Consider the following 17051-nt stretch of genomic DNA (forward strand, 5'->3'; position numbering starts at 1 on the left):
GACTGCGCCTTGTCAGCACGTTAAGCAAGCGCTGCTGCATCGATAGGCGGGCGGCGCTGCGCAAATGGGCGGGCTTGCTCCAGCTCTGCACAAAGCGCGATCAGCTCCGCGTCGGCGCCGAAGGGGGCGGCTAGGTGCAGCCCCACGGGCAGGCCCTCCGCCGTCCAGTGCAGCGGCACCGAGGCCGCCGGCTGGCCGCTGGCATTGAAGGCCGCGCAGAAGGGCGAATAGTCAAACACGCCGCCCGGCCCGATCCGATAATTCTCGAAATCCTCGCGCTCATGGCTGAAGCGCCCCACCTTTGCGGGCTGCTCCGCCAGCGTGGCGGAGAGCAGCACATCGTAGCTCCCGGCGAAGAAGCGTGCCATCTGCCGCCCGAAGGCGTGGATGGAATCGACGGCGGCCAGATAATCCGGCCCGGTCAGCCCGGCGGCATAGGCAATCGCGCCGCGCGCCACGCCCTGCACGTCTCCCGCTTCGAGCGCCCTGCCCCTCTTCTTCAGGGTCTCGCGCACCCAGAGCGCCGTGCCGCAGCCCACGATCCGGGTCCAGGCCTGCATCATCATGTCGTGGTCAGCCTGTGGGCGGGCGGGCTCCACGTGGTGGCCGAGGTCTTCCAGCAGCTGCGCCGCGTCCTGCACCGCGCGCTGGCATTCGGGGTCGATTGCGCCGCCGCTGAAATTGGTGTCACAGACCGCGACCCGCAGGCGGCGCGGCGGGCGGGTGATCGCCTCGCTGTAGCTCATCGGCATGGGCGGCGCGGCATAGGGCTGGCCAAGGTCCGGCCCGGCGCAGGCATCCATCATCCGGGCATTGTCGCGCACCGAGCGGGTCAAAAATCCATCGGTCGCCATCCCCGCCCAGCCCTCGCCCGCCGCAGGCCCATCGGGAAAGCGCGCGCGAGTGGGTTTGAAGCCAAAGAGCCCACAGGATGAGGCCGGAATGCGCACCGAACCGCCGCCATCGGAGCCATGCGCCATCGGCACGATGCCCGCCGCAACGGCAGCCCCCGCCCCGCCGGAGGAGCCGCCCGAGGTGCGGCTCACGTCCCACGGGTTGCGCGTTGGCCCGCCATAGACGCTGGCTTCCGTCACCGGCCCGACGCCGCCCTCCGGCGCGGTGGTGCGCCCGAAGGTGACCACCCCGGTCGCCTGCATCCGCAGGAAAATCTCGCTGTTGTAGCTATAGTGTGTATCGCGGAGCAGCGCCGAGCCGTTGTGCGCCGGGTAGGCCTGCGCCTCCGCGCCCAGATCCTTCAGCAGGAATGGCACGCCCTTGAACGGCCCCTCCGGCAGCCCTGCCGCAATCGCCGCGCGCGCCGCCTCTTCCTGCACGAGCACCACGGCATTCAACTCGCCGTTCACCGCTGCAACCCGCGCCAGCGCCTCATCGAGCAACTCGCCCGGCGTGGCCTCGCCCCGCGCCACGAGCTCCGCCAGAGCGGTCGCGTCCAGCCGTTCCATTGCCATGAGAGTCTCCCCGTGAGTTGGGCCAAGTCTGACCGGCCTCACAGCGGAGTCAACGGGTTACGGCCGGAGCGCGCGCCAGACCGCCAGTGCGATATCGGTAAGGTCGCCGAGCCGCGCCACCGCATGTTCGCGCGAGAGGCCCGAGGAATTCTCGGCTTGCGCATCGAGCCGCGACAGAAGCCGCATCAGCCTGCGCCGGTGGGCGCCGATCCAAAGCTGCACTGGGTCCGCCAGAACGCCTGCGAAGGTGGTGACGAGCGAGGCCAGCATGGCCAGCACCACCCCGGTGAGCACCACCTGCCACGGGTCCAGCGCCCGGGGGAACCACCCGAAATAGACCTGCCCAAGCCACTGCCCAGCCCAGTAATTCTCGATCGCCAGCGCCTGCGCCCGCATGTCGGCCACCGGGCCGGCGAGCGAGAGCACGCCGAGCGTGGCCGAATGGAACAGCGCCCAGCCGGTGATGAGGACGAAGAGCACCGTGGTGATCTCGGATACGGCATTGCGCACCCCCACGTATTCTTCCACCGCCCGATCCACCACCGGCTCCGGCGCGTTCGGCCCCGCGCCCGCGGCGTCCATCTCCGTGATCAGCGCGGTGACCCTTGCGGCCACCTTCCGCGACACGGCGGTCTGAAAGACGATCCGCCGCGACAGCAGCCAATCCCCCAGCCGCCGCGCACGGCAGAGCCTTGCGATCAGCCCGAGCAGCTTCACCAGCAGGAACACCGGCGCCAGCACCACATTCACCGGCGCGCGCAACAGATCCAGCCCGAAGGCCGCCCGGTGCAACCCGAGCGTGCCTCTTGGCCCGAAGGTCTCGCGCACGAAGCGGCGCACCATCGCGTCCCGTGTATCCATGGCCTCTATGTGGGGCGTCCGGGCGGGTTTCGAAAGGGCAATCCTCTCAGATCACCGCCTTGAACAGCGCCGTCACGTTGGCCTCGTCCAGCTTTACCGGGTTGCCGCCGCAGGAGGGGTCTTCCAGTGCCATGGCAGTCAGTTCGGCAATCCGGTCAGTGCCCACGCCCATCTCGGAGAGCTTGCGGGGGATGCCCAAGGAGTCATTGAACTCCTGCACGAAGGCCTTGAAGCCGTCGAAGCCGCCCTTGATGCCGAGGTAACCTGCCGCCCGGTCGAACCGCTCCGTGATCTCCGGCGCGTTCAACTCGAGCACGGCGGGCATGCAGACGGCGTTGGTGGTGCCGTGGTGCGTGCCGTAGACCGCGCCGATCGGGTGTGAGAGCGCATGGATCGCCCCCAGCCCTTTCTGGAAGGCCACCGCGCCCATCGCCGCTGCGCTCATCATGTTGGCGCGGGCCTCGATGTCGGTGCCATCGGCATAGGCGCGGGGCAGGTTCTCGACCACAAGCCGCATGCCCTCCAGCGCGATGCCTTGGGACATCGGGTGGTAGAACGGGCTGCTATAAGCCTCGACACAATGCGCAAAGGCATCGAGCCCGGTGCCTGCGGTGATGTGCTTCGGCATCCCCACCGTCAGATCCGGGTCGCTGATCACCACCGTCGGCAGCACCTTCGGGTGGAAGATGATCTTCTTCACATGGGTCTCGGAGTTGGTGATGACGCTGGCACGCCCCACCTCGCTCCCCGTCCCCGCCGTGGTGGGCACCGCGATGATCGGCGCGATGGCGTCTGCATCCGCGCGGGTCCACCAGTCACCCACATCCTCAAAATCCCAGACCGGGCGCGACTGGCCCGCCATGAACGCGACCATCTTGCCAAGATCCAGCCCTGACCCGCCGCCGAAGGCGATGACGCCATCGTGCCCGCCCTCGCGATACACCTTCAGCCCCGCTTCGAGGTTCAGCTCATTCGGGTTCGGGTCCACCTCGGCAAAGAGACCACGGCCCAGCCCGGCGGCATCGAGAATATCGAGCGCCTGCGTGGTGATCTCCATCGATTTCAGGCCCTTGTCGGTCACCAGCAGCGGCTTGGTGATGCCCGCGGCGATGCAGGCTTCGGGCAGTCCGGCGATGCGCCCCGCGCCGAAGCGGATGGCGGTGGGGTAGGACCAGGTTCCTGTGAGGCTCATTTGGTGACCTTCTTGAGGTGGTAGGATTTGGGGCGGGTCAGGTTGTGATAGCCGATCACCGAGAGGCCGCCGCCCCGCCCGGTGTCTTTGCAGCCGGTCCAGCAGAGGCCCGGGTCGAGATAGTCGGCGCGGTTCATGAAGACGGTGCCGGTTTCCAGCGCGTCGCCGATGCGGGCGGCGCGCTCCACGTCGCCCGTCCAGACCGAGGCGGTCAGGCCGTAGCGGCAGTCGTTCATCAGGGCGATGGCTTCCTCGTCGCCGGAGACGGGCATGATGCCTACGACCGGGCCGAAGCTCTCCTCGCGCATCACTTCCATGTCGTGGGTGACGCCTGTCAGGATCTGCGGGGTCAGGTAAGCGCCGCCGTCATCCTCGGGCAGCGTCTCGATATGGGCCACGGCCCCGGCCTTCACCGCATCCGCGATCTGCGCACGGACCACGGCGGCAAAGCGCGGGCTCGCCATCGGGCCGAGCGTGGTGGCCTCTTCCATCGGGTTGCCGAGCTTCAGCGCCTTCACCCAGGCGACCGACTTCTCGACGAAGGCGTCATAGAGGCTCTCGTGCACGTAGATCCGCTCGATCCCGCAGCAGCACTGGCCCGCGTTGAACATCGCGCCATCCATCAGCGTATCGACCGCCGCATCGAGGTCGGCATCCTCGGCCACGTAGCCCGGATCCTTGCCGCCCAGCTCTGTGGAAACCGGCACAAAGGTGCCCGCTGCCGCCTTCTCCATCGCCTGACCGCCCGCGACCGAGCCGGTGAAGTTGATGAAATTGAACGCACGTTCACGGATCAGCGCGTCGCTCACCTCGTGGCTCAGGAACACGTTGCGGAACACATCTTCCGGCACCCCCGCCTCGTGGAAGGCCCGCGCCATGCGCTCGCCCACCAGCAGCGTCTGGGTGGCGTGCTTCAGCACCACAGTGTTGCCGGCGATCAGCGCAGGCGCCACGGTGTTGATGGCGGTCATGTAGGGGTAGTTCCACGGCGCCACGACATAGACCACGCCCCAGGGCACCCGGCGGATGTAGCGCCTAAAGGTGGCATCCTCACCCACCTCGAGATCAGCCAGCGATTCCTCGGCGATCTCCGCCATATGGCTCGCGCGCTCATTGAAGCCGCCGAACTCGCCGCCGTAGCGCACCGGGCGGCCCATCATCTGCGCCAGCTCGGGTACGATCTCGTCGGTCATCTCGCCCACGCGGGCCACGCCCGCCATCACCAGCTTTATCCGCTCTTCCAGCGGGCGCGCGGCCCATGCGGCCTGCGCGGCGCGCACCTCGGCCACCGAAGCCCGCGCCTCTTCCAGCGAGAGCGCCGGGCGCTCGGCAAAGACCGAGCCGTCAATCGGCGAGATACATTTCAGCACGTCAGTCATAGCGACTTACCTCGATCAGATTTCCGTCGGGATCGTTGAAATAGACAGAAGTGATCGGCCCCAGCGCGCCCGACTTCGCCACGGGGCCCTCCACCACTTCCACGTTTTCCTCGGCCAGCTTGGCGAGCACACGCTCCACCGGCCATTCGGTGATGAGGCAGAGATCACCCGAGCCGATGCCCGCAAAGTTGCGGGTCTCTTGCCCGAGTGTCTGCAAGTTGATCTTCTGCTGCCCGAAGGCAAGCGCCCTCCGCCCGCCAGCAAAGGTGACTGGCTCCATGCCGAGCACGCGCGCATAAAAGGCCACTGAGGCCTCCACGTCGCGCACCGTCAGAACGATATGGTCGATCCGTTCGATCATGGCTCAGGCCCGCTCGAAGCCGCGCTCGATTTCCCAGTCGGTCACGGCGCGGTCGAACTCTTCCAGCTCCCACTCGGCGGCGCGGTAGTAGTGGTCCACCACGTCATCCCCGAAGGCGGCGCGGAGCATGTCGGAGGCTTTCAGGGTCTCCATCGCGTCACGCAGGGTGCGGGGCACTTCCTGCGCGCCATCGTCGGCATAGACATCTCCGCTCACCGGATCCGAGAGTTCGAGCTTTTCATTGATCCCGGCAATCCCGGCGGCCAGCAAGGCGGCTTGGGCGAGATAGGGGTTCATGTCGGACCCGCCGATCCGGCACTCCATCCGCACGCCCTTGGTGCCCTCGCCGCAAAGGCGGAAGCCCGCGGTGCGGTTGTCCACCGACCAGACGGTCTTGGTGGGGGCAAAGGTGCCGGGGGCAAAGCGCTTGTAGCTGTTCACATAAGGAGCGAGGAAGACCATGATATCGGGGGCGTATTTCAGCAGGCCGGCGCTGAATTGGCGGCCAAGCTCGCTGAGGCCGTGAGGCGCGTTGGCGTCATAAAACGAGGCCTCTCCGCCCTTCCAGAGCGACATGTGGACATGGCTGGCCGAGCCGACCATCCCGGCCTTCCACTTCGGCAGGAAGGTGGCCGAAACGCCGTTCGCCCAAGCGATCTCCTTGGTCGCGTGCTTGGCGATGGTGTGGTTGTCGGCGCAGTCCATCGCGCCCGCGTAGCGGATGTTCAGCTCCTGCTGGCCCAGCTCCGCCTCGCCCTTGGTGTTCTCCACCGGCACGCCCGCGCCCACGAGGTGGTTGCGCAGGGGCCGCATGATGCTCTCTTCCTTGGTGGTCTGGAAGAGGTTGTAATCTTCGTTGTGGCCGTTGAAGGGCACGAGGGCGCGGTAGCCCTCCTTCTGGTTGGTGCGGTAGTCCTTCTCGAAGAGAAAGAACTCCAGCTCGGTCGCCATCGCCGAGGTAAAGCCCATTTCGACCAGCCGTGCCTCCTGCGCGGCCAGCATGGCGCGCGGGTAATGCGGCACGGGGGCGTGGTGGTGGTGGTCGAGGATTTCGCAGATCACCATTGCCGTGCCTTCGAGCCACGGCACGTGGCGCAGAGTGCTCAGATCGGGGCGCATCACGTAGTCGCCATAGCCCGCCTCCCAGCTCGTGGCCTTGTAGCCATCGGGGGTGCTCATCACCAGATCGGTGGCAAGCAGGTAGTTGCAGCAATGGGTCTCTTCGACCGAGTGGTCGAGGAAGTTCTGCACGTGGAAGCGCTTGCCCATCAACCGGCCCTGCATATCCACCAGCGCCACCAGAACGGTGTCGATCTCGCCGGTGGCGGCCATTTCGGTAAGGGTCTCGAGGGTCAGGTTGCCGGGCATGTCTCTTATCCTTTCACGGGTCAGGGCGGCCCGCTGCGGGGCCACCCTGTATCTCTTGTCTAACCGGGATCAGCCGTTGGTGTAGGGCGGGCCAGCCTGGTTGATGACGCCGTTATACTCCTTGAAGATATTCACGATCTTCTGCTGGATCTCGCCTTCCTGGGCAATCTCTTCCCAGAAAGCCTTGGCGGCGTTCTCCACCTCGGCCCATTCGGCCGCCGGCACGGTGCGCAGCTCAAGCTTGTCGCCGGTGGCGCGCAGCTTGGCCTCGCCGCCCCAGTACCATTGGTTGCGATAAGTGTGGCCCGCTTCGACGCCCGCCATCACCAGTGTCTTGAGGTGTTCGGGCAGCTCTGCCCAGCGCGCCTCGTTGACGAAGTAGGAGCCGATCCAGGCGCCCGAGATGTTGTTGGTCAGGAAGTAGTCCGTCACGTTGGCCCAGCCCACGGTGTAGTCTTCCGTGATGCCCGACCAAGCCATGCCGTCAAGCTCGCCGGTCTGCACCGCAACCTCGGCATCCTCGTAAGGGATGTTCATCGGCACCACGCCGAACTGCGACAGGAACCGCCCGGCGGTGGGGAAGGTGTAGAGCTTCAGCCCGTCGAGGTCGGCAACGCTCGTGATCTCTTTCTTGGTGTTGAAGTTGCACGGGTCTTGCCCGGCGGCACCCAGCCACTTCACACCGACCTTTGCGTATTCCTCTTCCCAGATCTCCTTCAGCCCGTACTGGTTGAACAGCACCGGCACGTCGAGGATGTGCTTGGTGGCAAAGGGAAAGTACCCGCCGAACTGGCGCAGCGGCGTGGGCGAGGCCATCGAGTCGTCATCCGAGTGCACCGCGTCGATGGTGCCGCGCTGGAGCGCCTGAAACAGCTCGCCGGTGGGCACGATCTGGTCGGCGTAGAACAGCTCGATCTCCAGCTCGCCGTTGGCCGCCGTGTTGATGTAATCGACCATCGGCTTGGTCACATGCTCGCCCAGCGCGGCACCCGCGTAGGTCTGCCAGCGCCACTTGATCGCGGTCTGCGCCTTCACAATGGCCGGGGTGGCCAGCGCGGCGGGGGCGGCAATGGCGGCCCCCTTGAGGAACGTTCTTCTCGTCGTCATTCTCTCTCTCCTTGTCGTTGGGTCGGGCCGTTTGCCGGCCTCTGGTTCAGTTGTTGTAAACGAGGTCCGGCAGCCACAGCGCGATCTGCGGGAAGGCCATCACGAGGGCCAGCGCCACGGCCATCACGCCGACGAAGGGCACGATGGAACGGTAGATATCTTTGATCCCGATCTCCGGCGGCGCCATCGCCCGCATCAGGAACAGGTTATAGCCGAAGGGCGGGGTCATGTAGGCGATCTGGCAGGTAATCGTGTAGAGCACGCCGTACCAGATAAGGTTGAAGCCGAGTTCGCCCACCAGCGGCACGTAGAGCGGCGCGACGATCACCAGCATAGCCGTGTCGTCGAGGAAAGTGCCCATCACGAGGAAGCTGAGCTGCATCAGGATCAGGATGACCCAAGGGTTCAGGCCCAGCTGCTCGGTGAAGAGGTTCTCGATCGCCTTCACCGCGCCCAGCCCGTCGAAGACCGCGCCGAAAGCGAGGGCGGCGAGGATGATCCACATGAACATGCAGGTCACGCCGAGGGTCTGGCGCAGGCAAGTCTCGAACACGCGCCAGCTCATCCGGCGCTTCAGCACTGCGGCGGCCAGCGCGGCCAATGCGCCGACGGCGGAGCTTTCCACAAGGGAGGTGTAGCCCATCACGAAGGGCACCATCATCACCGCGAAGATCACCACAGGCAGGATGCCCGCCGTCAGCAGCCGCAGCTTTTCGGCCATCGGCACCGCGTCACGCTCTTCCTTCGGCAGCACCGGCCCGAGCGCGAGGTTCATCTGGCAACGGACGTAGATGTAGACCACGAAGAGCGCCGCCATCATCAGCCCCGGCACCACTCCCGCGAGCCAAAGCTGGCCCACCGGCTGACGTGCGATCATCGAGTAGAGCACCAGCACCACCGAGGGCGGCACCAGGATGCCGAGCGATGACCCGGCCTGGATCACCCCCGTCACCATGATTTTGTCGTAGTTCCGCTTCAGCAGTTCCGGCAGCGCGATGGTCGCGCCAATCGCCATGCCCGCCACGGAGAGGCCGTTCATCGCTGAGATCAGCACCATCAGCCCGATGGTGCCGATGGCCAGCCCGCCCGAGATGCCGCCGAACCAGACGTGGAACATCTTGTAGAGGTCATCGGCGATCTTGGACTCGCTCATCACGTAGCCCATGAAGATGAACATCGGCAGCGTGAGCAGCGGATACCAGCGCATCAGCTTGATGGCGGCGGCGAAGCCAAGATCATATCCACCCCGGTCGCCCCAGAGCAGGAAGGCGGCGATGACGGCAACAAATCCGATGGCCCCGAACACCCGCTGCCCGGTGAAGAGCATGACCATCATGGTCGAGAACATCAGAAGCGCGATCAATTCGTAGGGCATCAGGCCACCCCTCCCGCCGCGCGGTCACTGGGCACGGCAATCCGCTCGCCGGTGCGCAGGAAGACGATGTCCTTCACCAGCTCGGAGAGCGATTGCAGGATCATCAGCAGGATACCCACGCACATCACCAGCTTGATCGGCCAGAGTGGCGGCCGCCAGACGGAGTTGGAGGTCTCCATATGCCCCATCACCTCTCCCGCCGCCTCGCTGCCGCCCGAGAAGAATGCGCCGGTCAGCTCCGCGAAAAAGCTGAAGGGCTCGCCGGTGAAGTGGCCCAGAGAATAGGCGGTGGAGCCGATCCCGCCCCATAGCAGGAAGCCGAGATATGTAAGCAAAAACAGCACGGTGACGGCATCGAATGCCGCTTTCCGGCGCGGGGAGAACTCGCCGTAGAACAGGTCCATCCTCACGTTGGAGCCCATCTGCATCGCGTAGGGACCGCCGAGGATGTAGTAGCCCACCATCACGAACTGGGCCATTTCGAGCGTCCAGAGCGAGGGCGCGCCGGCGAACTTGGTCCATGTGGACCAGAGCAGCACGCCCATCAGCGCGAAGATGCCCCACATCATGATCCGGCCAAGGCCGTGGTTGAAGCGGTCGACCACCGCAACGAAGCCGCGCAAAAAGCTCATTCGGCGGCCTGCCGATCTTCGGCGACTGCCGCGATGGCGGCAGCCAGCGCGGGCATCAGATGCACCGCCATGTCGCGGGCGCGGGCCTCGGTGTCGATCAGGTCATTGCGGATTTCGATCATCAGGCTGGGCAGCCCGTTTGCATCGCCATGTTTGCGCAGGGTGTAGGTGACGCCATCGGAGGCGGCATAGGGCTCGTTCAGCGCGGCGCGATATGTGCCCTTGGCCCGCTCCACGGCAAGCGCAGCCTCGGCCATCCGGTCGTCGGAATGGTAGAGAAAGCCCAGTTCCACATCACGTTTCACGCCGCGATAGACCGGGGTGAAGCTGTGGATGGTCACCAGCGCGTCGCTCTCCCGTCCGGCGATGACATCGGCCAGCGTGCCATGAAACGGGTCATGCAGCGCGGCATGGCGCTGCCTGCGCTCCTGCGCGCTCAGCCCGGCGTTTCCGGGCACGGTGTAGAACTCGCTCTGCGCCGGGATCGCATCGGGCGCCTCCAGCGGGCGGTTGAGGTCGTAGATCAGCCGCGAGGCGCGGGCCGAAACGAGGGGCGAGTCGAGCAGGGCCGCGAGGGCGCGGGCCACATCGAGCGCGCCGATATCCCAAGCCGCGTGGCTCTCCGCCGCCTCAGCGCTCAGCCCGAGGTCTCCCCACGGCTGCGGAAACGCGCGGCTCGCATGTTCGCAGACCAGCACCACCGGCCCGCGCCCTTCGGCCCGCGTTACCTCCACCGGCTCCCAACTCTCGGCCACCTTCATCCCCCATGTCGAATTTCGTAATCATCACTACAGGATTTTGTGGCATGTCAAGATTTTTCCTGTAACGTTACTTACATTCGTGCTGCGGATGTATCGAAAGGAACAAGACTTGGGCCCCAAGCCGCTGATCCGCGATCTGCTGAAGGAACGACAGGCCGAGCTCACCGCAGCCGAGCGCAAGCTCTCCGCCGTGTTGTTGGACGATTCCCTCGTCGCCGGGCTGCAAAGCATCACCCGGCTGGCCGAGGCGGCCGAGGTCTCGACCCCCACGATCATCCGGCTGGCCCGCAAGCTGGGGTTCGACGGATTCCCCGATCTGCAAGACGCGATCCGCGACGAGATCGCCGCCCGGATGAAACGCCCGCTGGCCAAGCTCGATGTCGCCCCCTCCGGCGACCATATCGTGGCCCGCTTCACCGAAGCCGTGGCCGCCAACATCAACCGCACGCTGGACCGGCTCGATCTGGCCACCTTCGACGCCGTGGCCGCCCTGCTCTCCGACCCGGCCCGGCGGCTGCACCTGCTCGGCGGGCGGATCACCCGGTCGAACGCGCATTACTTCTTCAATCACCTGCAAATCATCCGCCCCGGCGTGACCCTGCTCGACAGTTCTCCCTCGGTCTGGCCGCAGGCCCTGCTCGACATGGGGCCGGGCGCGGTGCTGGTGGTTTTCGATATCCGCCGCTACGAGCGCGAGCTGGAAAAGCTCGCCGGTCTTGCGGTGGAGGCCGGCGCAGACGTGGTGCTCTTTACCGACGCATGGGGCTCGCCGATCGAGCGCCACGCCGCCCACGTGTTCCGCGCGATGGTCGAGGTACCCTCCTCTTGGGATTCGACGCTGGCGATCAACCTGCTGGTCGAGGCGCTGGTGGCCGAGGTGCAAACCCGCGCAGCCGCCTCCTCCGCCGAGCGCATCTCGGCGCTGGAAGACATGATCGGGGCGAGCAAGATCTTCCGGGGCTGACGGGGCCGCTCACCTGCCCGTTGAGACGTCTTCGCGCTGGCGCAATGCCAAGGTAAGGAAATGCCCGAGGGAGCTCGCTCAGCCGAGCGCGCCAGAGGTCGCAAACCCGCCCCCGCCTGTCGCCCTGCACCCTTGCGCCTCCCCCGCCGCCACGCCACCCTCCGCCCATGGCCACAGATCCCCTCCTCCAGCCCTTCCAGCTCAAGCACCTCACGCTGCGCAACCGGCTGATGATCACCTCCCACGAGCCCGCCTACACCGAGGACGGGCTGCCCAAGGACCGCTACCGCGCTTACCACGTGGCCCGCGCCAAGGGCGGCGTCGCACTCACAATGACAGCCGGTTCCGCCGTCGTCTCGCCTGACAGCCCGCCCGCCTTCGGCAACATCCTCGCCTACAAGGACGACTGCGTGCCCTGGATGCGCGCCCTCACCGAAGAATGCCATGAGCACGGCGCGGCGGTGATGATCCAGCTCACCCACCTCGGCTGGCGCACCCGGTGGGACCGGGGCGACTGGCTCCCTGCTCTCTCGCCCGGCCACGCCCGCGAACCCGCCCACCGGCACTACCCCAAGCAGCTCGAAGACTGGGACATCGCCCGCATCATCTCCGATTACGCCGATGCCGCCGAACGGATGCAGGCGGCAGGCCTCGATGGGATCGAGCTCGAGAGCTACGGCCATCTGATGGATGCCTTCTGGTCGCCTTCCCGCAACCAGCTCACCGGCCCCTACGGCCCGCAGGATTATGACTCGCGTCTGCGGTTCACGAAGGAGGTGCTGGAGGCAATCCGCGCCCGCGTGGGCCCCGAGTTCATCGTCGGCATCCGATACGTCGCCGACGAGGCCACACAAGGCGGCATTACCCGTGCCGATGGGATCGAGATCACCAAGCGCCTCAAGGCTTCCGGCCACGTCGACTTTCTCAACGTCATCCGTGGCCACTTGGAGACCGACGCGGCGCTGACCGGCATCATCCCGGTGCAGGGCCAGCCCTCCGCCCCGCACCTCGACTTCGCGGGTGAAATCCGGGCAGAGGCGCAAATCCCAACCTTCCACGCCGCGAAAATTCAGGACGTGGCGACAGCCCGTCACGCCGTTGCCGCGGGCAAGCTCGACATGGTCGGCATGACCCGCGCGCACCTCGCGGACCCCGATATCATCGCCAAGATCGAAGCCGGGGAGGAAGACCGCATCCGCCCCTGCGTCGGCGCCAACTACTGCCTCGACCGGATTTACATGGGCGGCGCCGCACTCTGTCTGCACAACCCCGCCACCGGCCGCGAGCTGGAGCAGCCGCACCACATCGCCCCCGCCGAAACACCGCTCACCGTCACCGTGGTCGGCGCAGGCCCCGCCGGGCTGGAGGCCGCCCGTGTCTGCGCCGAACGCGGCCATGCTGTGACCCTTCACGAGGCCGCGCCCCACCCCGGCGGCCAGATCCGCCTTACCGCCCGCTCGCACCGCCGCGCCGAGATGATGCAAGTCATCGACTGGCGCCTCGCAGAATGCGAGCGCCTCGGCGTCACCTTCCATTACAACAGCTGGATCGAGCCTGAAGACATTACCGCCGCCCCGCCCGATGTGGCCATCATCGCCACCGGCGGCCTCGCGGCGGAGGATTACCTGAGCGAGAACAACGAGCTGGCCGTCACCCCGTGGGACATCCTCTCTGGTGACGCCGCCCCCGGCAGGCGCGTGCTGGTGTATGATGAGGCCGGAGATTACACCGCCCTGCAAGCCGCAGAGATGATCGCCGAGGCGGGCGGCGAGGTCGAGATCATGACCCGCGACCGCTCCTTCGCACCCGAGGTCATGGGCATGACCCTGACCCCCGCGATGCAGGCGCTCCAACGCCTCGGCGTGCAAACCACCGTCATGTGGCGGCTCGACGGGATCACCCGCAATGGCAACGCCCTGACCGCCCAGATCGGCTCCGACTACGGCGCGAGTGCCACCCGCGAAGTCGATCAGGTCGTCATCTCCAACGGCACCCGCCCGCTCGATGACCTCTACTTCGACCTGAAGCCCCTGAGCCGCAACCTCGGCGAGGTCGATTACACCGCGCTGCGCAACGGCACCCCGCAGACCCTTGCGCCGAACCCGGAGAGCAGCTTCCGCCTTTTCCGGATCGGCGATGCCGTGGCCTCGCGCAACACCCACGCGGCAATCTACGACGCGCTCCGCCTCTGCAAGGCCCTGTAGGGCGGGCTTCGTCCCGCCCCTCCGTCAGCTGGCTACCACTCAGCCCCTATTCCGAGACCGCCGCCAGCAACGCCGCGTTGCCGCCCGCCGCCGTGGTGTCCACGCAGAGGTGCCGCTCGTGCATCACGTGCCCGACGTCCGGCTGGCCGCGAACCAGCGCCACCACCGGCCCGTCGCGCTCGGCCAAGGCAACCGCAATCTTGCGCGCCTCCGCCTCGTCGCCCCAGAACAGCACCGCCGACAGCGCGTCCATCTCAAGCGCCTCTGCGACAGAGGCCGCCACGGCCCGCCCGCCCAGCGCCTCGACCGCCGCCACCTGCGCATCCGTGTCCGGCCCGCAGCAAACGACACCGCCGCGCGGCTCCAGTCGCAGCCGGTTGGCCTCGCCGGTTGGCCCACCCATGCCGATCACCTCCGCAGGCCGCTCCACGGCCCCCTGCCGGAAGCGCTGCAAATAATGCGGCCCGCCCGCCTTTGGCCCAGTGCCCGAAAGCCCCTCGCCACCAAAGGGCTGGCTGCCCACGATCGCGCCGATCTGGTTGCGGTTCACGTAAACATTGCCCGCCTCGACGGCGTCCGAAACCACCTGCACCCGTGTGTCGATCCGGGTGTGCAGCCCAAAGGTCAGCCCGTAGCCGGTGGCGTTGATGTCGCGCACCACCTGCCTGATCTTCCCGGCCTTGAAGGTTGCCACATGCAGCACCGGCCCAAACACTTCGCGCCCGCCGAGGTCGGCAATCCCGCCCACGCGGATCAGCGCCGGCCCCACGAAGTTCCCCTCCGGTGCGTCAAGCTGTTTCACCAACCGCCCGTCAGCTTTGGCCGCCTCCACATAAGCGCGGATCTCTTCCGCCGCCTCCGCGTCGATCACCGGACCCACGTCCGTTTTCAGCCGCCCCGGGTCGCCCACGGCCAGCTCATCCATCGCGCCCTTCAGCATCTCGATGAAGCCTTCGGCCACGTCCTCCTGCACGTAAAGGCAGCGCAGCGCCGAGCAACGTTGTCCGGCAGATTGGAAGGCCGAGGCCACCACGTCGCGCACCGCCTGCTGCGGCAGCGCCGTGCTGTCGACGATCATCGCGTTGAGGCCGCCGGTCTCCGCGATCAGCGGCGTGCCGGGGGCCATGCCGCCCGCCATCGCCCGCGCAATCGCCTTGGCCGTTGCGGTGGAGCCGGTGAAGGCCACGCCGCTCACCCGTGCGTCCGAGGTGATCGCCGCGCCCACTACCGCGCCCTCGCCGGGCACCAGTTGCAGGACCTCGCGCGGCACGCCCGCCTCATGCAGCAGCGCAACCGCCGCCGCGGCGATGCGCGGGGTCTGCTCGGCGGGCTTTGCCAGCACGCCGTTGCCGCTCGCCAGCGCGGCGGCCACCTGCCCGGTGAAGATCGCCAGCGGAAAGTTCCACGGGCTGATGCAGGCAAACACGCCCCGCGCCTGCGCCTCTTCGGGCGCTGCCTCCGCCTCGCCCGCGTAGTAGCGCAAGAAGTCCACCGCCTCGCGCAACTCGCCCACCGCATCGGGCAACGTCTTGCCAGCCTCGGCGATCAGCACCGCAAAGAGCGCGCCCCATTCGCGCTCGTAGAACTCCGCCGCGCGCCGCAGCACCTCCGCCCGCTCGGCCACCGGCGCATCCCACGGCAGCGCTGCAACCAGCGCCGCCTCAACCTCCTCGGCCCCCGCATCCGCCACAGGTCCGCGCGGCTCGGCCCCGGCCACCGCCGCGCCGATCCGCTCCAGCTCGCCGACATCGCTCAGATCGAACCCGCGCGAGTTTTTCCTGGGCGCAAACACCTCCGGCCCCTTGGCGATTTTCGCCGACCCGCTCCAGGCCTCGAACGGGCAGCCCGCTACCACCTCCGGCGGGACGCTCTCATCGACGATCTGGTTCACGAAGCTGGAGTTCGCGCCGTTCTCCAAGAGCCGCCGCACGAGGTAGGCCAGCAGGTCCTTGTGAGTGCCCACAGGCGCGTAGATCCGGCACTTGGTGCCGCTGTCGGCCAACACCAGATCATGCAGCCGCTCCCCCATGCCGTGCAGCCGCTGAAACTCGAAGGCCGAGCGGGGCAGGCCCTGCGCCATGTGCAGCACGGCGGCGACAGTATGGGCGTTGTGAGTGGCGAACTGCGGATAGATCCGGTCGGTCATGCCCAGCAGTTTGCGGGCGTTGGCGATGTAGCTGATGTCGGTCGCAGGCTTGGCGGTGAAAACGGGGAAGTCTTCCAACCCCTCCACCTGCGCATGCTTGATCTCGCTGTCCCAATAGGCGCCCTTCACCAGCCGCACGGTTATCCGGCGGCCGAGCCGCGCGGCGAGGTCATGCAGCCAGTCCAGCACCACACCGCAGCGGCGGCCATAGGCCTGCACCACCACGCCGAAGCCATCCCAGCCCGCCAGCGCCTCATCGGAAAGCACCGCCTCGATCACCTTGAGCGAGAGCACCAGCCGGTCGGCCTCCTCGGCGTCGACGGCAAAGTTCATCCCCGCCTCCGCCGCCTGCCGCGCCAGCCGCGTGACCACCAGCACAAGCTCGTCCATGACCCGGTCCTGCTTGGCGACCTCGTAGCGCGGATGCAACGCCGAGAGCTTCACCGAGATGCCCGGGTTCTCCGCCATCGCGCCCTTGCAGTTTTTTGCAATCGCGGCAATCGCATCGGCGTAGGCCTTGGCGTAGCCCTCTGCGTCAGCCGCGGTCATCGCCGCCTCGCCCAGCATGTCGTAGCTGTAGGTGTAGCCTTTGGCCTCCATCCCCTGCGCGCGCTTCATCGCGGCCCCGATGCTCTCGCCCAGCACGAACTGGCGGCCCATCTCGCGCATCGCCCGCCCCACGGCGGCGCGGATCACCGGCTCCCCCAACCGCTTCACCGCGCCCCGCAGCCGGGTCGCCATGCCGGGGCGCTCGTCCAGCACCTTGCCGGTCAGGAACAGCCCCCAGGTCGAGGCATTGACCAGCGGCGAGGCGCTCTTGCCGATGTGCTTGCCCCAGTCCGAGGGGGCGATCTTGTCTTCGATCAGGTCGTCGATGGTCTCGGCATCCGGCACCCGGAGGAGCGCCTCGGCAAGGCACATCAGCGCCACGCCCTCATCGGTCGAAAGCCCGTATTCGGCCAGAAACACTTCCATCAGACCGGGCCGGGCATCGGCACGGATGCGCCGCACCAGCTTTGCGCCTTCGGATGAAATCTCCGCCCGCGCCGCGCCATCCAGCGCCGCCTCAGTGATGAGCCGCTCCACCAGCGCGGGTTCCGGCTGGCGCTTCAGCGCGTCGATCTGCCCGAGGGCGGCGGAGGTGGCGGGGGGTGTGGGGTGCGTGCTCATAGGGTGAGTATCGCTTCTTTCCGGCAGACGATGTGTCTATAGTTGAGAGCAAGCCAGCCCGA

At 67.0% G+C, this 17051-nt stretch carries 13 protein-coding genes; 2 read left to right on the forward strand and 11 right to left on the reverse strand.

The genetic code is table 11. The annotated features are described in order from the left end of the window. Window positions 1-20: 20 nt before the first annotated feature. From ACUXVX_RS17140 to ACUXVX_RS17185, 10 genes are all read right to left on the reverse strand, one after another. A complete protein-coding gene (locus ACUXVX_RS17140) occupies window positions 21-1469 on the reverse strand; it encodes an amidase (protein ID WP_446309236.1) in 1449 nt (482 codons plus the stop codon). 57 nt (window positions 1470-1526) lie between these two features. Beyond that, window positions 1527-2330 carry a DUF6635 family protein gene (locus ACUXVX_RS17145; protein WP_446309237.1) on the reverse strand — a complete coding sequence of 268 codons (804 nt, stop codon included), beginning with the start codon at window positions 2328-2330 and terminating at the stop codon, window positions 1527-1529. Window positions 2331-2376: 46 nt separating this feature from the next. Next, entirely contained in the window at window positions 2377-3522 is a 1146-nt protein-coding gene (locus ACUXVX_RS17150; RefSeq protein WP_446309239.1) for an iron-containing alcohol dehydrogenase, read from the reverse strand. After that, on the reverse strand, window positions 3519-4901 hold the full coding sequence (locus ACUXVX_RS17155) for an aldehyde dehydrogenase family protein (protein ID WP_446309240.1): 1383 nt from the start codon (window positions 4899-4901) through the stop codon (window positions 3519-3521). The genes ACUXVX_RS17150 and ACUXVX_RS17155 overlap by 4 nt, the downstream gene beginning before the upstream one ends. Continuing rightward, window positions 4894-5262 (reverse strand): VOC family protein, encoded by a 369-nt coding sequence (locus tag ACUXVX_RS17160; protein WP_446309241.1) that lies wholly within the window; start codon window positions 5260-5262, stop codon window positions 4894-4896. The genes ACUXVX_RS17155 and ACUXVX_RS17160 overlap by 8 nt, the downstream gene beginning before the upstream one ends. A 3-nt stretch (window positions 5263-5265) precedes the next feature. Then, complete coding sequence (locus ACUXVX_RS17165) at window positions 5266-6630, reverse strand: glutamine synthetase family protein (RefSeq protein ID WP_446309243.1); 1365 nt, start codon at window positions 6628-6630, stop codon at window positions 5266-5268. A gap of 69 nt (window positions 6631-6699) precedes the next feature. Next, window positions 6700-7737: a TRAP transporter substrate-binding protein gene (locus ACUXVX_RS17170; RefSeq protein WP_222468418.1), complete on the reverse strand. Its 1038-nt coding sequence runs from the start codon at window positions 7735-7737 to the stop codon at window positions 6700-6702. Between the two features lie 46 nt (window positions 7738-7783). Continuing rightward, window positions 7784-9112, reverse strand: coding sequence for a TRAP transporter large permease (locus ACUXVX_RS17175; RefSeq protein ID WP_446309244.1), 1329 nt, complete (start codon window positions 9110-9112; stop codon window positions 7784-7786). Next, window positions 9112-9744, reverse strand: coding sequence for a TRAP transporter small permease subunit (locus ACUXVX_RS17180; protein WP_446309245.1), 633 nt, complete (start codon window positions 9742-9744; stop codon window positions 9112-9114). The genes ACUXVX_RS17175 and ACUXVX_RS17180 overlap by 1 nt, the downstream gene beginning before the upstream one ends. Beyond that, the gene (locus tag ACUXVX_RS17185; RefSeq protein ID WP_446309246.1) at window positions 9741-10499 is read right to left on the reverse strand and encodes an N-formylglutamate amidohydrolase; all 759 of its coding nucleotides are present in this window, start codon (window positions 10497-10499) and stop codon (window positions 9741-9743) included. Before ACUXVX_RS17185 ends, ACUXVX_RS17180 begins: the two co-directional genes overlap by 4 nt. A 94-nt stretch (window positions 10500-10593) precedes the next feature. Here ACUXVX_RS17185 and ACUXVX_RS17190 point away from each other — a divergent pair, with 94 nt between their 5' ends. Together ACUXVX_RS17190 and ACUXVX_RS17195 are read left to right on the forward strand one after the other, a co-directional pair. Continuing rightward, on the forward strand, window positions 10594-11469 hold the full coding sequence (locus ACUXVX_RS17190; RefSeq protein ID WP_410000865.1) for a MurR/RpiR family transcriptional regulator: 876 nt from the start codon (window positions 10594-10596) through the stop codon (window positions 11467-11469). A gap of 167 nt (window positions 11470-11636) precedes the next feature. Then, window positions 11637-13673, forward strand: coding sequence for an oxidoreductase (locus ACUXVX_RS17195; RefSeq protein WP_446309247.1), 2037 nt, complete (start codon window positions 11637-11639; stop codon window positions 13671-13673). A gap of 46 nt (window positions 13674-13719) precedes the next feature. On the opposite strand, the gene ACUXVX_RS17200 is transcribed toward ACUXVX_RS17195, so the two are convergent. Continuing rightward, the gene (locus ACUXVX_RS17200) at window positions 13720-16989 is read right to left on the reverse strand and encodes an L-glutamate gamma-semialdehyde dehydrogenase (RefSeq protein WP_446309248.1); all 3270 of its coding nucleotides are present in this window, start codon (window positions 16987-16989) and stop codon (window positions 13720-13722) included. Between the last annotated feature and the right edge of the window lie 62 nt (window positions 16990-17051).

Source organism: Vannielia sp. SX4 (assembly GCF_052828525.1).

What these genes read in the sequence shown, in the direction of transcription:
- ACUXVX_RS17140 (WP_446309236.1), bottom strand. Translation starts at nt 1,469, where the DNA reads ATGGCAATGGAACGGCTGGACGCGACCGCTCTGGCGGAGCTCGTGGCG.
- ACUXVX_RS17145 (WP_446309237.1), bottom strand. Translation starts at nt 2,330, where the DNA reads ATGGATACACGGGACGCGATGGTGCGCCGCTTCGTGCGCGAGACCTTC.
- ACUXVX_RS17150 (WP_446309239.1), bottom strand. Translation starts at nt 3,522, where the DNA reads ATGAGCCTCACAGGAACCTGGTCCTACCCCACCGCCATCCGCTTCGGC.
- ACUXVX_RS17155 (WP_446309240.1), bottom strand. Translation starts at nt 4,901, where the DNA reads ATGACTGACGTGCTGAAATGTATCTCGCCGATTGACGGCTCGGTCTTT.
- ACUXVX_RS17160 (WP_446309241.1), bottom strand. Translation starts at nt 5,262, where the DNA reads ATGATCGAACGGATCGACCATATCGTTCTGACGGTGCGCGACGTGGAG.
- ACUXVX_RS17165 (WP_446309243.1), bottom strand. Translation starts at nt 6,630, where the DNA reads ATGCCCGGCAACCTGACCCTCGAGACCCTTACCGAAATGGCCGCCACC.
- ACUXVX_RS17170 (WP_222468418.1), bottom strand. Translation starts at nt 7,737, where the DNA reads ATGACGACGAGAAGAACGTTCCTCAAGGGGGCCGCCATTGCCGCCCCC.
- ACUXVX_RS17175 (WP_446309244.1), bottom strand. Translation starts at nt 9,112, where the DNA reads ATGCCCTACGAATTGATCGCGCTTCTGATGTTCTCGACCATGATGGTC.
- ACUXVX_RS17180 (WP_446309245.1), bottom strand. Translation starts at nt 9,744, where the DNA reads ATGAGCTTTTTGCGCGGCTTCGTTGCGGTGGTCGACCGCTTCAACCAC.
- ACUXVX_RS17190 (WP_410000865.1), top strand. Translation starts at nt 10,594, where the DNA reads ATGTATCGAAAGGAACAAGACTTGGGCCCCAAGCCGCTGATCCGCGAT.
- ACUXVX_RS17195 (WP_446309247.1), top strand. Translation starts at nt 11,637, where the DNA reads ATGGCCACAGATCCCCTCCTCCAGCCCTTCCAGCTCAAGCACCTCACG.
- ACUXVX_RS17200 (WP_446309248.1), bottom strand. Translation starts at nt 16,989, where the DNA reads ATGAGCACGCACCCCACACCCCCCGCCACCTCCGCCGCCCTCGGGCAG.